Here is a 12,961-nt window from a genome sequence, read left to right as displayed (position 1 = left end):
TGCTCGGCGCACTGGATTGCTTCGCTACGCTCGCACTGACGGGGATAGGGCGATGAGCAATGGGACTAATTCGGCGGTGTGCCGTTGAGGCTCAGCACGTGGCCTGCGAGATACAGTGATCCGGTGATCAGGATCCGCGGCGGAAGTTCGTAGGCCAGCGACGCGATGCGCCGCAGCGCCGCCGGGACGTCGTCGGCCAGTTCGACTCGCAGGCCGAGCGCGCGGCCTGCGTCGGCGAGGCTCTCCGGCGGCATCGCGCCGTCGCGGTTCGGGATCGGCACCGCGATCAGGTGCCGCGTCAGCCCGGTGAAGTTGGCGAGAAACGCGGCTGCATCCTTGTTGGCCATCATGCCGGCGATCAGCACCAGTGGCCGCGACACCCGCTCTTCGAGGTCGCCGAGCGCCGCCGCCGCAACGCGTCCGCCGTCGGCATTATGGCCGCCGTCGAGCCAAAGTTCGCAGCCGGCCGGTGCGTCGTCGAGCAATTTGCCCGACGTGATCCTCTGCATCCGCGCCGGCCACTCGGCCGCCAGCAGCCCGGCCTGGTAGGCGTCCTGCGGGATCGTAAATCGCGACTGCGCGCGCAGCGTCGCGATCGCGAGGCCGGCATTGTCGATCTGATGCCGGCCGAACAGCTTCGGTGCGGTGAGATCGAGCAGGCCGCGTTCGTCCTGATAGGCGAGCCGGCCGTGTTCGAGCTGAACGTGCCATTGCTGGCCGCAGGCGAACAGCGGTGCGCGCAGCCGCTTGGCGTCGCGTTCGATCACCTCCATCGCCTCGTCGCGTTGCTCGGCGACGATCACCGGCGCGCCGCGGCGCAGGATACCGGCCTTCTCGGCGGCGATGTCGGCGATGGTCGGGCCCAGAAACTCGGTGTGGTCGATGCTGATCGGCGTCAGCACGCAAACGAGCGGATGCTCGATCACATTGGTGGCGTCGAGCCGGCCGCCGAGCCCGACCTCCAGCAGCGTGACGTCGGCGGGATGCTGCGCGAACAGCCACAATGCCGCGGCGGTCTCGATCTCGAACAGCGTGATCGGCGCGCCGGCATTGACGCGTTCGCAATGCGCCAGTGCCGCCAGCAGCTCGTCGTCGCCGACCAGCCGGCCGGCGATCCGGATCGTCTCGTTGACGCGGACCAGATGCGGCGAGGTGTAGGCGTGGACCTTGAGTCCGGTGGCTTCCAGGATCGCGCGCAGGAATGCGACGGTCGAACCCTTGCCGTTGGTGCCGGCGACATGGATCACCGGCGGGAGCTTGCGTTCAGGATGGCCGAGCGCCGCGAGCAGCCGCTCGATCCGACCGAGCGTAAGGTCGATCGCGACCGGATGCAGCCGCATCAGGCGCGCGCGTAACTCGCCGAGCGGGGCCGGGGGCGCGGAGCCTTCGCTCACGCCTGCGGCGCGGCCGGCTGGGCCGGCGGCTCGGTCGGCGCCGGAGCGACGGGCTGCTCCGTGGTAGTGGCCTCCGGCTCGGCTTTCGCGGCGGCTTCGGCCGGGGCCTCGACCGCGGTGGTGACAGTCAGCGCCGGCGACTTGGTCAGCAGCCGGCACAGCCGCGCCAGGGTCGGGCGCAGGTCGTGGCGATGCACCACCATGTCGACCATGCCGTGTTCCTTGAGATACTCGGCGCGCTGGAAGCCGTCGGGCAGCTTCTCGCGGATGGTCTGTTCGATCACGCGGGCGCCGGCGAAGCCGATCAGCGCGCCCGGTTCGGCGATGTGGATGTCACCGAGCATCGCGTAGGACGCGGTGACGCCGCCGGTGGTCGGATTGGTCAGCACCACGATGTAGGGCAGCTTGGCTTCGCGCAGCATCTGCACCGCGACGGTGGTGCGCGGCATCTGCATCAGCGACAGAATGCCTTCCTGCATCCGCGCGCCGCCGGAGGCCGCGAACATGATGAAGGGCGCGTGCTTCTCGACCGCAAGCTCCATGCCACGGATGATCGCCTCGCCGGCCGCCATGCCGAGCGAGCCGCCCATGAAGTCGAAGTCCTGGACAGCGACCACGACAGGCGAGGTCTCGAGCTTGCCGAAGCCGACGCGCACCGCGTCATGGGCGCCGGTCTTGGTGCGGGCGTCCTTGATGCGGTCGGCGTATTTGCGCTCGTCGCGGAATTTCAGCGGGTCTGCTACGACTTCGGGCAGCGCAACGTCGTACCAGGTCTCGTTGTCGAAGATCGCCCGCAGGCGCGCCACCGCGCCCATCCGCATGTGATAGTTGGAGCCGGGAATGACGAACTGGTTCTGCTCGACGTCCTTGTAGAACACGAGCTGCCCGGTATCCGGACATTTGATCCAGAGGTTCTCCGGAGTCTCGCGCCGCAGAATGTTGCGGATCTTCGGACGGACGACGTTGGTCAACCAGTTCATGACGTGCTCCGCGCGTCGCCCGACAAGGCGCCGCCTGGGTTCATGGCGTTGTCAGGATATGGCGGCGGGGCAGGGCCCCGTCCAGACCATCGTCCTGCTTCGATTGCTGCTATTCCGCAGCCTGTTTCGCACCGCGAACGCCGGCCGCGAGCGAGGCGACCAGATCCGCCACAGCACCGACCGTGGCCTTGGTGGCGCGGCCCTCGGCGTCGAGGCTGGCCTTGAGCGCATCGATCAGCGCCGAGCCCACCACCGCGCCGTTCGCCTGCGCGGCGATCGCTTGCGCCGCATCCGGCGTACGGATGCCGAAGCCGACGCAGACCGGAAGGTTGGTGTGACGCTTGATCCGCTGCACCGCGGCGCCGACCGCCGACGCATCCGCCGAGGCCGATCCGGTGATGCCGGTGATCGAGACGTAATAGACGAAGCCCGAAGTGTTGGCGAGCACCGCCGGCAACCGCTTTTCGTCGGTGGTCGGGGTGGCGAGGCGGATGAAGTTGAGCCCGGCCTTCATGGCCGGCAAGCACAGCTCCTCGTCCTCTTCGGGCGGTAGATCGACGATGATCAGGCCGTCGACGCCGGCCGCCTTGGCATCCGCCAGGAAGGCATCGACGCCGTAGATATAGATCGGGTTGTAGTACCCCATCAGCACCAGCGGGGTGGCATTGTCGGTAGCGCGGAAGTCGCGGACCAGCCTCAGCGTCTTCTTCAGCGTGGTGCCGGCTTTCAACGCGCGCAGGCCGGCGGCCTGGATCGCCGGACCGTCCGCCATCGGGTCGGTGAACGGCATGCCGATCTCGATTACGTCGGCGCCTGCGGCCGGCAAGGCTTTGAGGATCTGCAACGAAGTGTCGAGATCAGGATCGCCCGCCATCACGAAGGTGACGAGTGCCGGCCGGCCCTGCTGCTTCAGATCGGCGAAGCGGGTGTCGATGCGGGTGGTCATCAGAACTTGCCCCCGAGATGTTCTGCGACCGACGCGAGGTCCTTGTCGCCGCGGCCGGACATGTTCACGACCATCAGGTGATCCTTCGGCAGCTTGGGCGCGAGGTCGGCGACCTTGGCGAGCGCGTGGCTCGGCTCCAGCGCCGGGATGATGCCTTCGAGCCGGCAGCACAGCTTGAACGCGTCGAGCGCTTCGGTGTCGGTGGCGGACAGGAAGTTGACGCGGCCGACGTCGTGCAGCCAGGAGTGCTCGGGGCCGACGCCCGGATAATCGAGGCCGGCGGAGATCGAATGCGCTTCTTCGATCTGGCCGTCCGCATCCATCAGCAGATAGGTGCGGTTGCCGTGCAGCACGCCCGGCTTGCCGCCGGCAATCGATGCCGCGTGCAGCTTGTCGAGCCCATGGCCCGCGGCTTCGACGCCGTAGATCGCGACGCCCGGATCGTCGAGGAACGGATGGAACAGCCCCATCGCGTTGGAGCCGCCGCCGATGCAGGCCACCAGCGAGTCGGGCAGGCGACCTTCGGCCTGCATGATCTGCTCGCGGACTTCCTGACCGATCACCGCCTGGAAGTCGCGCACCATCATCGGATAGGGATGCGGGCCGGCGACCGTGCCGATGCAGTAAAAGGTGTCGTGGACGTTTGTGACCCAGTCACGCAGCGCCTCGTTCATCGCGTCCTTCAGCGTGTTGGCGCCGGAGGTGACGGGGCGGACTTCGGCGCCGAGCGCCTTCATCCGCAGCACGTTGGGCTGCTGGCGTTCGACGTCGACCGCGCCCATGAACACCACGCATTCGAGACCGAACTTGGCGCACATCGTCGCGGTGGCGACGCCGTGCATGCCGGCGCCGGTCTCGGCGATCACCCGCGGCTTGCCCATGCGCTTGGCCAGCATGATCTGGCCGAGCACGTTGTTCACCTTGTGGGCGCCGGTGTGGTTGAGGTCTTCGCGCTTGAAGTAGATCTTGGCGCCGCCGAAATGCTCGGTCAGCCGCTCGGCGAAGTACAGCGCCGAGGGACGTCCGACATAGTGCTTGAGATGGTTGTCCATCTCGGCGCGGAACGCCGGGTCGGCCTTGGCTTCCGCATAGGCCTTTTCCAGATCGAGGATCAGCGGCATCAGCGTCTCGGCGACGAAGCGGCCGCCATAGATACCGAAATGCCCGCGCTCGTCGGGGCCGGACCGGAAGGAATTCGGCAAAGCTTGGTTCATGTCAGCTCTTCGGTTAGGCCGCGCGGGCGGCGCGGATGAAGTCGCGGATCAGGTCCGGGTCCTTTTCGCCGGGCGAGGTTTCAACCCCCGACGACACGTCGACGCCCTGCGCGCGCGTCACCCGCAGCGCTTCGGCGACGTTGCCGGCGTTGATCCCACCGGAGACCAGGAACGGCAGTTTGAGATTGACGCCGTCGAGCAGCTTCCAGTCGAACGCTGCGCCGAGCCCGCCGGGGCGGGTGGCGTCCTTCGGCGGCCGTGCGTCGAACAGGATGCGGTCGGCCACCGCGGCGTAGTCCGGCAGCACCGAAAGATCTTCCGGGCCCGCCACCGCGATCGCCTTCATCACCGGCAGGCCGTAGATGCGCTTGATCGAACGCACCCGCTCCGGGCTCTCGCTGCCGTGGAATTGCAGCCAGTTCGGCCGAAGCTGCTCGACGATGGCGTCGAGCAGGTCGTCGTCGGCATCGACGGTGAGCGCGACCTTGGCGGCGCGGCTGCGGACTTGACGGCCGAGCGCATCGGCGAAGTCGATGTCGAGGTGACGCGGCGAAGCGGGAAAGAACACGAAGCCGACCATATCGGCGCCGGCTTCGACCGCTGCTTCCAGCGTGTCGGCGGTCGTCAGACCGCAGATTTTCACAATGGTGGACATGGCTGTGCGCTGAATCTGGGTTGCCGGCGCGCCAGGGCGCCGCAGAGAATGCGCAGTCTTACAACGTCGCGCGGGACTTGTCGCGCCCGGCGCCGCTGGAACCGCTCTCGAGCAGCAGGCGGCGTGGCTCGCTCTGCGCCGGCGTCGCGATGCTGGCGCGCAGGCTGGCGAGCTGGTTCTGGGCTTCGATCGCTTCGGCCTGATGCCGACGGGCGGCGCGTCGCCAGCGCCGCTGTCCGAACCAGGTGGCGATACCGCCGAGGATCACGCCGATGATCGCGGTGACGATGATCACCACGAACAGCGGCAGCCGGATGTGGCCGAGCGGGTTTGTGGGGTCGAGCGGGTCGAACGAGACGTCGACCATGTGGCGGTTGGCGACCGCGAACACCACGAGGATCAAACCGAGCGGGATCAGCACCAGGGCCGTCAGGAATTTCTGCATGTCATTCGCTCGCCTGGCTCGGCAATGGGGCGTCGCGTTACGCTGTATCGCTGGTTGGGGCGTCGTCGCCGCTGTCGCGGTTCAGGCGCTCACGCATTTCCTTGCCGGTCTTGAAAAACGGCACGGTCTTCTGATCGACAGGCACATGAGCCCCGGTGCGCGGATTGCGTCCGGCGCGTGCCGGACGATGCTTCACCGAGAATGCGCCAAAGCCGCGAAGCTCAACCCGATCCCCACGCGCCAATGCGTCGACGATCTCATCGAGGATCGCGTTGACGATGTTCTCGACGTCCCGCTGATACAGGTGCGGGTTGTGCTCGGCGATACGCTGAACGAGTTCGGATTTGATCATCGAGGATGTGGTCCGTGCGTGCGGACCGCCATTTCCGTGAAAATGCCGTGAACTGTCAAGACGCTAAATCGGACAGACGCCCCGGCGAAAGGCGTCCGATAGGCGTCACTGAACCCGCTTTCAGGGTCAAAATACCGCACGGGCTGCACGCCCCGCGGGCAGAGATCACTGACCCGCGGACGGCGCCCACAGCGCCAGCATGCCGTCGAGGCCGAGCCGCTCGACCGACTGCATCGCGCCGGTCTGCTCGACGCGGCGCGCGATCACGCCAAGCCCCGCTGCGTCGAACGCGACGGAAGCCGCAGCACGCAGGAAGGTGAGATCCCCAAATTGCGGTGCCAGCTTGTAGTCGCGCACCGGCAGGCCGGCTTTGACGTTCTTGGCCTTCTCCAGCCACGCGATCGCGGTCCTCTCGTCGCCGAGTTCGTCGATCAGTTTCAGGCCCACGGCCTGGCGCCCGGTGAACACCCGGCCGTCGGCGACGACGTTGAGCTGATCGTCGGTCATCTTGCGGCTCTGCTGAACCATGCCGCGGAACCAAGCGTAGGAATCCTTCACCAGCGCCTCGATGGCGGCGCGCGCCTCGGGACTCGTCGGCTCGAAACCGTTCGGCGCAGCCTTCAGCGGCGACGATTTCACTTCCTCGACCTTGACGCCGACGGTCTTCAGCAGCTCGGACACGTTCGGATACTGGAACAGCACGCCGATCGAGCCGACCAGTGAGGTCTGCTGCGCGACGATGTGTTCGGAGGCAAGTGCGGCGATGTAGCCGCCGGAGGCGGCGAGCCCTTCGACCACCACGACCATCGGCTTCTTCGCCTTCAGCCTCGCCAGCGCGTCGTGCAATTCCTCGGAGCCCGCAGTGGTGCCGCCGGGCGAATTGATGTGGACGATCACGGCCGAGTAGGACGACTTGCCGAGCCGGTCGAGCGCTTGGACACGCTCGTCATTGCTGCGGATCAGGCCCTCGATCTTGATGCGGGCGATCGAGCCGGTCGACGTGAGCGCACCGCGTCCCGCCGGCGACACCATCGCACCGATCGCCACCACAGCGACGATCGCGACCAGTACAGCCGCCACGCGCCAGAACGTCAGCTTCCTTCGCATCCGTCGGCGATCGACGATCACATCGGAATCAAGCGACATCAGCGGTTCTCCGGTCGGCGGCTATCGTTTCGGTTGTCGGATGGGATCGTTGCCGTCCCATGAGCGAAATACATCAATTACAATCCAATATGAAGAAAACATGGTTCGTTCCGCTGCCTGCCCGCACGCCTGCGACCACTTGGCGTCGGCCGTCGCATCGCGGGGCGCGCAACGAAAAAGGGCCCCGGCCATGCCGGAGCCCTTGATGTCGTGAGGTAAGCCTGAGGCTTACTTGTCGCGCTGCTTGAGCGCGGTGCCGAGAATGTCGCCCAGCGTCGCGCCCGAATCGGAAGAGCCGTACTGCGCGATGGCTTCCTTCTCCTCGGCCACTTCCAGCGCCTTGATCGACACCTGGACCTTGCGGGCCTTCTTGTCGAACTGGATGACGCGGGCGTCGACCTTCTCACCAACCGCGAAGCGGTCGCTGCGCTGGTCGTTGCGGTCGCGCGCCAGCTCCGAGCGCTTGATGAAGGTGTTGAAGTCGGTGCCGACGATCTGCACGTCGATGCCGCTTTCCTTCACGTCGAGCACTTCGCAGGTCACGACAGCACCCTTCTTGACGTCGCCCGGCTCGGCGAAGGGGTCGCCTTCGAGCTGCTTGACGCCGAGCGAGATGCGCTCCTTTTCGACGTCCACGTCGAGCACCACGGCCTTGACCATGTCGCCCTTCTTGAAGTTGTCGATCACCTGCTCGCCCGGCAGCTTCCAGTCGAGGTCCGACAGGTGGACCATGCCGTCGACGTCGCCGTCGAGACCCAGGAACAGACCGAACTCGGTCTTGTTCTTGACCTCGCCTTCGACGGTCGAACCGACCGGATGCTTCTCGACGAACACTTCCCACGGATTGCGCATGGTCTGCTTGAGACCGAGCGAGATACGGCGCTTGACCGAATCCACCTCGAGCACCTGCACTTCGACTTCCTGAGAGGTCGAAACGATCTTGCCGGGGTGCATGTTCTTCTTGGTCCACGACATCTCGGAGACGTGGATCAGGCCTTCGATGCCCGGCTCGAGCTCGACGAACGCACCGTAGTCGGTGATGTTGGTCACGCGGCCGGTGAAGCGCGCGTTCAGCGGGTACTTGGCCTCGATGCCCTGCCACGGATCGTCCAGCAGCTGCTTCATGCCGAGCGAGATGCGGTGGGTCTCGTGGTTGATCTTGATGATCTTGACCTTGACGGTCTGGCCGATGGTCAGCACCTCGGTCGGGTGATTGACCCGGCGCCAGGCGATATCGGTCACGTGCAGCAGGCCGTCGATGCCGCCGAGGTCGACGAACGCACCGTAATCGGTGATGTTCTTGACGACGCCGTCGATCACCTGACCCTCTTCGAGGTTCTGCACCAGCTCCTGGCGCTGCTCGGCGCGGGTCTCTTCCAGCACGGTCCGGCGCGACACGACGATGTTGCCACGGCGGCGATCCATCTTGAGGATCTGGAACGGCTGCGAGTTGTTCATCAGCGGCGCAACGTCGCGGATCGGACGAATGTCGACCTGCGAGCGCGGCAGGAACGCCACGGCGCCGTCGAGGTCGACCGTGAAGCCGCCCTTGACCTGATTGAAGATGACGCCGAACACCTTCTCGTTGTTCTGGAAGGCCTTCTCGAGCTTGCCCCAGCTCTCTTCGCGGCGCGCCTTGTCGCGCGACAGCACGGCTTCGCCGAGCGCATTCTCGATCCGATCGAGGAACACCTCGACGGTATCGCCGACCTTGATCTCGTTGTCGCGGCCCGGACCTGCGAATTCGCGCAGCGGCACGCGGCCTTCGGTCTTCAGGCCGACGTCAATGACGGCCATGTCCTTCTCGATCGCGACGACCTTGCCCTTGATAACAGAGCTTTCCTGCAGGTTGCCGCCGGCGAAGGACTCGTCGAGCATCGCGGCGAAATCGTCGCGGGTCGGGTTGTAAGTGTCAGTCGAAGCCATTTGTTCTCCAGATGCGGATGTCGCCGGCAGTTCGGTTGAGGGCCGTCTCGCGCGCACAGTGTCAGGGGTCCGCGAACCTGACGACCGCCCAGCACATCAGTGCGGAGCGGGCCGGCAGCATGCCTGCACGGTCGAGACGTTGATCCGCGGTGAAGCGGATCGCAGATTGGGGCATTCCAGCAGAACGTCCGGCGGCAAAAGAAGCGACGAATCCGAGATGGATCTCGCGGTCTTCATCCGGCCATCGCGGCGGTGGCGGCGGAGCGGGCGAACCTCCAATGACGGCGTCGGTTTGGTCGATTAGACCCGACGCCGGCCCGCTCGAACGGCCTCGACAATGTCGATGGCGGCCCGGACGCCGCCTTCTATATCCAAATAGGAATTATCGAGCAAGACTGCATCCGGTGCTTGCTTGAGCGGCGCCGCCGAGCGGTTCTTGTCGCGTTCGTCGCGCTTGACGATATCGGCCAGGATCACCGCCTCGTCGGCGGGTTCGCCGCGGGACTGGGCTTCCAGGAAGCGGCGGTGGGCACGGACCTCGGGCGAGGCGACCACGAAGATCTTCACCTCGGCGTCGGGACAGATCACCGTGCCGATGTCGCGACCATCCAGCACGGCGCCGGGAGGCGCGGCCGCGAAAGCCTGCTGGAACTCGACCAGCGCGGCGCGAACTTGCGGATGGGCCGACACCACCGAGGCGGCCTCGCCGACCGCGTGACCCTTCAGCGCCGGGTCGTCGAACCGCGACGGGTCGAGCGTGCGCGCGACCTCGGCGGCGCGCGCCTCGTCGGTGAGGTCGGCGCCGGCGTCCAACATCGCCTTGGCAACCGCGCGGTAGATCACGCCGGTATCAAGGTGCCTGAAGCCGTAATGTGCGGCCAGCCGCTTGGCGAGCGTGCCTTTGCCCGATGCAGCCGGTCCGTCGATTGCGATGATCATTCTCTTGTGCATTCCAATTGGCGTGGTGTGCCTTTACGGCGGCGGGGCGTCCCGACGACGTACCGCGGTGGTTTGCAGCCGTGAACGACTGGGTATAAATCCGCGATCCGCCGAAGCCAGCCTCGTTGGCGATTTCCTATCAATCTCTGCCCGGACCCTGCCTGGATGGCCACGCCCGCTTTCGTCAAACGGATTACGCGATCAGATGCGGTCCTGTCGCTCGGCGTCAACTTTTCCAAGATCTATTTTAAGTTCGTGATGTGGACCGGCCGATACGATCGGCAGGCCGTTCCGATCCCCGAGCCTTACATCCTGGCGATGTGGCACGGGCGGCTGATCATGGCGCCGATGCTGCAGACCAAGAGCAAGCCGCTGGTCGCGCTGATCAGCGGACATCGCGACGGCAAGATCATTTCCAGGGTCGGGGCCGCGTTCGGGATTCAGACCGCGGTCGGCTCAAGCTCCAAGGGCGGGATGCGGGCGGCGCGCGAAATGATGCGGCTGGGCAAGTCCGGCCACAGCCTGTTCGTCACACCCGACGGCCCGCGCGGTCCGCGGATGCGCATCAACAGCGAGGGCGTTCTCGACATGGCGCGGCTGACCGGGCTGCCGATCCTGCCGGTTTCGGTCAGCCTGTCGCGTCACAAGCTGCTCCGGAGCTGGGATCGGCTGATGCTGCCGGGATTGTTCGCGAAGGTCGCGATCCGGTTCGGCGAGCCGATCACCGTCGAGGCAGGCTCGCCGACCGCAGAGATCGCGGAGCGGCTGCAGGCGGCTCTGACCGCCGCGCAGAACGAAACCGACCGGATCGTCGGCCTTCAGCCGGTCGAAGCGGTCTGAGGCTCAGCCGAATTCCGCGCCGAGCCGCTGCATCATCGGAACGAAGTCCGGGAAGCTGGTGGCGATGAAGGCGGTGTCGTCGACCGTCACCGGCTTGTTCGAGGCGAGGCCCATGGCGAGAGCCGACATCGCGATGCGATGATCCATGTGGGTGGCGACCACACCGCCGCCCGGCACATGGCCCTTACCCTCGACGATCAGATCGTCGCCTGCGATCTCGACCGCGACGCCATTGACCCGCAGCATCGCCGCCGTCGCTTCCAGCCGGTCGCTTTCCTTGACCCGCAGCTCGTGGAGGCCGCGCATCACGGTGGTGCCTTCGGCGAACGCAGCGGCGACCGCCAGCACCAGATATTCGTCGATCATCGACGGCGCGCGTTCCGGCGGCACCTCGACGCCCTTCAGCTTCGAGCCGCGCACCCGGAACCGGGCCATCGGCTCGCCGGCATCGCCCCGGACGTCGCTGTCCTCGATCGAGGCGCCCATTTCGCGCAGCGTCGTGATCAACCCGGTGCGCAGCGGGTTGGTCATCACGTCGGTCAATTCGATATCGGAGCCGGGCACCACTAGCGCCGCGACGATCGGAAAGGCCGCGGACGACGGATCGGCCGGCACCACCACCGGAGCGCCGCGCAATTCGGGCTGGCCGGTTAATGAAATCTTACGGCCATGGGCACCTTCGGCTTCGGTGACGATCGTGGCGCCGAAATGCTGCAGCATCAGCTCGGTATGGTCGCGGCTGGCCTCGGCCTCGATCACGGTAGTGACGCCGGGCGCCGACAGGCCGGCAAGCAGCACGGCGGATTTGATCTGCGCCGACGGCACCGGGGTACGGTACAGAATCGGCAGCGGATCGCGGGCGCCCTGCAGGGCCAGCGGCAATCGGCCGCCCTCGCTGCACGACACCACCTTGGCACCCATCAGCTCCAAGGGATCGACGATTCGCCGCATCGGCCGGCTGCGCAGCGATGCATCGCCGTCGAAAGTCGCCACAATAGGCGATCCGGCCACCGCGCCCATCGCCAAACGGCAGCCGGTGCCCGAATTGCCGAAATCCAGCGGGGCCTCCGGCGTCGCAAAGCCTGCAACGCCGACGCCATGCACGCGCCATTCGCAGTCGCCGGTGCGCTCGACCTTGGCACCGAGCGCGCGCATCGCTTTGGCGGTGTTGATGACGTCTTCGCCCTCGAGCAAGCCGGAGATTCGGGTCTCGCCGACCGCCAGCGCGCCGAGAATCAGCGCCCGGTGCGAAATCGACTTGTCGCCTGGGACGCGCGCGGTGCCATGCAATGCGCCGCTCTTGCGCGCCTGCAGCGGCGTCGGCTGGTTCGAATCAGTCAAGATGGTGGTCCCTCGGGGCTGCGGGTGATTCGGCCTGGCGTCGCGGCGCCTCGCGGCCTTCGGCATAAACCGCTATTGACAGCGGCGTGCCAACTAGCCAAGTGAAGCACCGTTTTTCAAGAAATCCCAAGGTTGCACAAGTGGCGAAATCCGATCTCGGAACCAAACGCATTTGCCCGACGACGGGCAAAAAGTTCTACGATCTGAACAAGAATCCTGTGATCTCGCCCTACACTGGCGAGGTGGTGCCGATTGCACCGGTCACGGCGCCGCGCACCCGTGCGGATCAGCGCTCCCCTGTCGTGGACACCGAGGCGCCCGAGGCGATGGAGGCCGAAGAGCTGGTGTCGCTGGAAGAGGCCGATGCCGAGGAGAACACCGGCAAGGTCAAGGCCGTGGTGCCGGAATCCGAGGACGACATCGAAATCGACGAGGCGATCGACGACGATGACGACGATTCGACCTTCATCGCCGACGAAGAAGAAGAGGATGAAGACGTCACGGACATCATTGGTGACGTTTCTGGCGATGAGGAGACTTGAGATCGTCGCCGATATGTGATCAACGATTGCCGCGCGGCCGATTTTGATTTGCGCCGCGCACCCAGGGTAAGGGGCCATAGCTCAGCTGGGAGAGCGCTTGCATGGCATGCAAGAGGTCGGCGGTTCGATCCCGCCTGGCTCCACCATCCTTCCCCTCAGGCTTTTGTTTCGCTCAGGCGCATATCCAGCGCCGCCGCTCAGGCCCGCAGCGCTGAAGCGTCCTACGCGCTGCAAACGAAGC

Annotated in this window: 13 protein-coding genes and 1 tRNA gene; 3 read left to right on the top strand and 11 right to left on the bottom strand. The window is 66.0% G+C overall.

The annotated features are described in order from the left end of the window. Positions 1 to 65 precede the first annotated feature (65 nt). From HZF03_RS00385 to cmk, 10 genes are all read right to left on the bottom strand, one after another. A complete protein-coding gene (locus tag HZF03_RS00385) occupies positions 66 to 1,394 on the bottom strand; it encodes a bifunctional folylpolyglutamate synthase/dihydrofolate synthase (RefSeq protein ID WP_119018859.1) in 1,329 nt (442 codons plus the stop codon). Beyond that, positions 1,391 to 2,374, bottom strand: coding sequence for an acetyl-CoA carboxylase, carboxyltransferase subunit beta (accD, locus tag HZF03_RS00380; protein WP_012493901.1), 984 nt, complete (start codon positions 2,372 to 2,374; stop codon positions 1,391 to 1,393). The genes HZF03_RS00385 and accD overlap by 4 nt, the downstream gene beginning before the upstream one ends. A 109-nt stretch (positions 2,375 to 2,483) precedes the next feature. Beyond that, positions 2,484 to 3,320, bottom strand: a complete 837-nt coding sequence (trpA, locus tag HZF03_RS00375; protein WP_119018858.1) for a tryptophan synthase subunit alpha — start codon at positions 3,318 to 3,320, stop codon at positions 2,484 to 2,486. Continuing rightward, positions 3,320 to 4,534 (bottom strand): tryptophan synthase subunit beta, encoded by a 1,215-nt coding sequence (gene trpB / locus HZF03_RS00370; RefSeq protein WP_011155640.1) that lies wholly within the window; start codon positions 4,532 to 4,534, stop codon positions 3,320 to 3,322. The genes trpA and trpB overlap by 1 nt, the downstream gene beginning before the upstream one ends. A gap of 13 nt (positions 4,535 to 4,547) precedes the next feature. After that, complete coding sequence (locus tag HZF03_RS00365) at positions 4,548 to 5,189, bottom strand: phosphoribosylanthranilate isomerase (RefSeq protein ID WP_119018857.1); 642 nt, start codon at positions 5,187 to 5,189, stop codon at positions 4,548 to 4,550. Positions 5,190 to 5,247: 58 nt separating this feature from the next. Continuing rightward, a complete protein-coding gene (locus HZF03_RS00360; protein ID WP_011155638.1) occupies positions 5,248 to 5,634 on the bottom strand; it encodes a lipopolysaccharide assembly protein LapA domain-containing protein in 387 nt (128 codons plus the stop codon). A 37-nt stretch (positions 5,635 to 5,671) separates the two neighbouring features. Next, positions 5,672 to 5,986 (bottom strand): integration host factor subunit beta, encoded by a 315-nt coding sequence (locus HZF03_RS00355; protein ID WP_011155637.1) that lies wholly within the window; start codon positions 5,984 to 5,986, stop codon positions 5,672 to 5,674. Positions 5,987 to 6,151: 165 nt separating this feature from the next. After that, a complete protein-coding gene (gene sppA / locus HZF03_RS00350) occupies positions 6,152 to 7,132 on the bottom strand; it encodes a signal peptide peptidase SppA (protein ID WP_011155636.1) in 981 nt (326 codons plus the stop codon). 228 nt (positions 7,133 to 7,360) lie between these two features. Next, complete coding sequence (rpsA, locus tag HZF03_RS00345; RefSeq protein ID WP_011155635.1) at positions 7,361 to 9,058, bottom strand: 30S ribosomal protein S1; 1,698 nt, start codon at positions 9,056 to 9,058, stop codon at positions 7,361 to 7,363. Positions 9,059 to 9,358: 300 nt separating this feature from the next. Next, complete coding sequence (cmk, locus tag HZF03_RS00340) at positions 9,359 to 9,997, bottom strand: (d)CMP kinase (protein WP_119018856.1); 639 nt, start codon at positions 9,995 to 9,997, stop codon at positions 9,359 to 9,361. A gap of 165 nt (positions 9,998 to 10,162) precedes the next feature. Between cmk and HZF03_RS00335 the strand changes: the two genes are divergently transcribed. Further along, positions 10,163 to 10,837, top strand: a complete 675-nt coding sequence (locus HZF03_RS00335; protein WP_119018855.1) for a lysophospholipid acyltransferase family protein — start codon at positions 10,163 to 10,165, stop codon at positions 10,835 to 10,837. A 3-nt stretch (positions 10,838 to 10,840) separates the two neighbouring features. Here HZF03_RS00335 and aroA read toward each other — a convergent pair whose 3' ends face one another. Beyond that, positions 10,841 to 12,178 (bottom strand): 3-phosphoshikimate 1-carboxyvinyltransferase, encoded by a 1,338-nt coding sequence (gene aroA, locus HZF03_RS00330; RefSeq protein WP_119018854.1) that lies wholly within the window; start codon positions 12,176 to 12,178, stop codon positions 10,841 to 10,843. Between the two features lie 140 nt (positions 12,179 to 12,318). Between aroA and HZF03_RS00325 the strand changes: the two genes are divergently transcribed. Together HZF03_RS00325 and HZF03_RS00320 are read left to right on the top strand one after the other, a co-directional pair. Further along, positions 12,319 to 12,720 (top strand): TIGR02300 family protein, encoded by a 402-nt coding sequence (locus tag HZF03_RS00325; RefSeq protein WP_011155631.1) that lies wholly within the window; start codon positions 12,319 to 12,321, stop codon positions 12,718 to 12,720. A 70-nt stretch (positions 12,721 to 12,790) separates the two neighbouring features. Further along, positions 12,791 to 12,866, top strand: a tRNA-Ala gene (locus HZF03_RS00320). Positions 12,867 to 12,961: the final 95 nt, after the last annotated feature.

This window comes from Rhodopseudomonas palustris (genome assembly GCF_013415845.1).
GTDB classification, from domain to species: Bacteria; Pseudomonadota; Alphaproteobacteria; order Rhizobiales; family Xanthobacteraceae; genus Rhodopseudomonas; species Rhodopseudomonas palustris_F.
Note: the sequence above shows the minus strand (reverse complement) of the source record. Positions and strands in the feature narration are given on the sequence as shown.

Excerpts from the sequence above, each read along its gene's own strand:
- accD (WP_012493901.1), bottom strand. The coding sequence starts at position 2,374 with ATGAACTGGTTGACCAACGTCGTCCGTCCGAAGATCCGCAACATTCTG.
- trpA (WP_119018858.1), bottom strand. The coding sequence starts at position 3,320 with ATGACCACCCGCATCGACACCCGCTTCGCCGATCTGAAGCAGCAGGGC.
- trpB (WP_011155640.1), bottom strand. The coding sequence starts at position 4,534 with ATGAACCAAGCTTTGCCGAATTCCTTCCGGTCCGGCCCCGACGAGCGC.
- HZF03_RS00365 (WP_119018857.1), bottom strand. The coding sequence starts at position 5,189 with ATGTCCACCATTGTGAAAATCTGCGGTCTGACGACCGCCGACACGCTG.
- HZF03_RS00360 (WP_011155638.1), bottom strand. The coding sequence starts at position 5,634 with ATGCAGAAATTCCTGACGGCCCTGGTGCTGATCCCGCTCGGTTTGATC.
- HZF03_RS00355 (WP_011155637.1), bottom strand. The coding sequence starts at position 5,986 with ATGATCAAATCCGAACTCGTTCAGCGTATCGCCGAGCACAACCCGCAC.
- sppA (WP_011155636.1), bottom strand. The coding sequence starts at position 7,132 with ATGTCGCTTGATTCCGATGTGATCGTCGATCGCCGACGGATGCGAAGG.
- rpsA (WP_011155635.1), bottom strand. The coding sequence starts at position 9,058 with ATGGCTTCGACTGACACTTACAACCCGACCCGCGACGATTTCGCCGCG.
- cmk (WP_119018856.1), bottom strand. The coding sequence starts at position 9,997 with ATGATCATCGCAATCGACGGACCGGCTGCATCGGGCAAAGGCACGCTC.
- HZF03_RS00335 (WP_119018855.1), top strand. The coding sequence starts at position 10,163 with ATGGCCACGCCCGCTTTCGTCAAACGGATTACGCGATCAGATGCGGTC.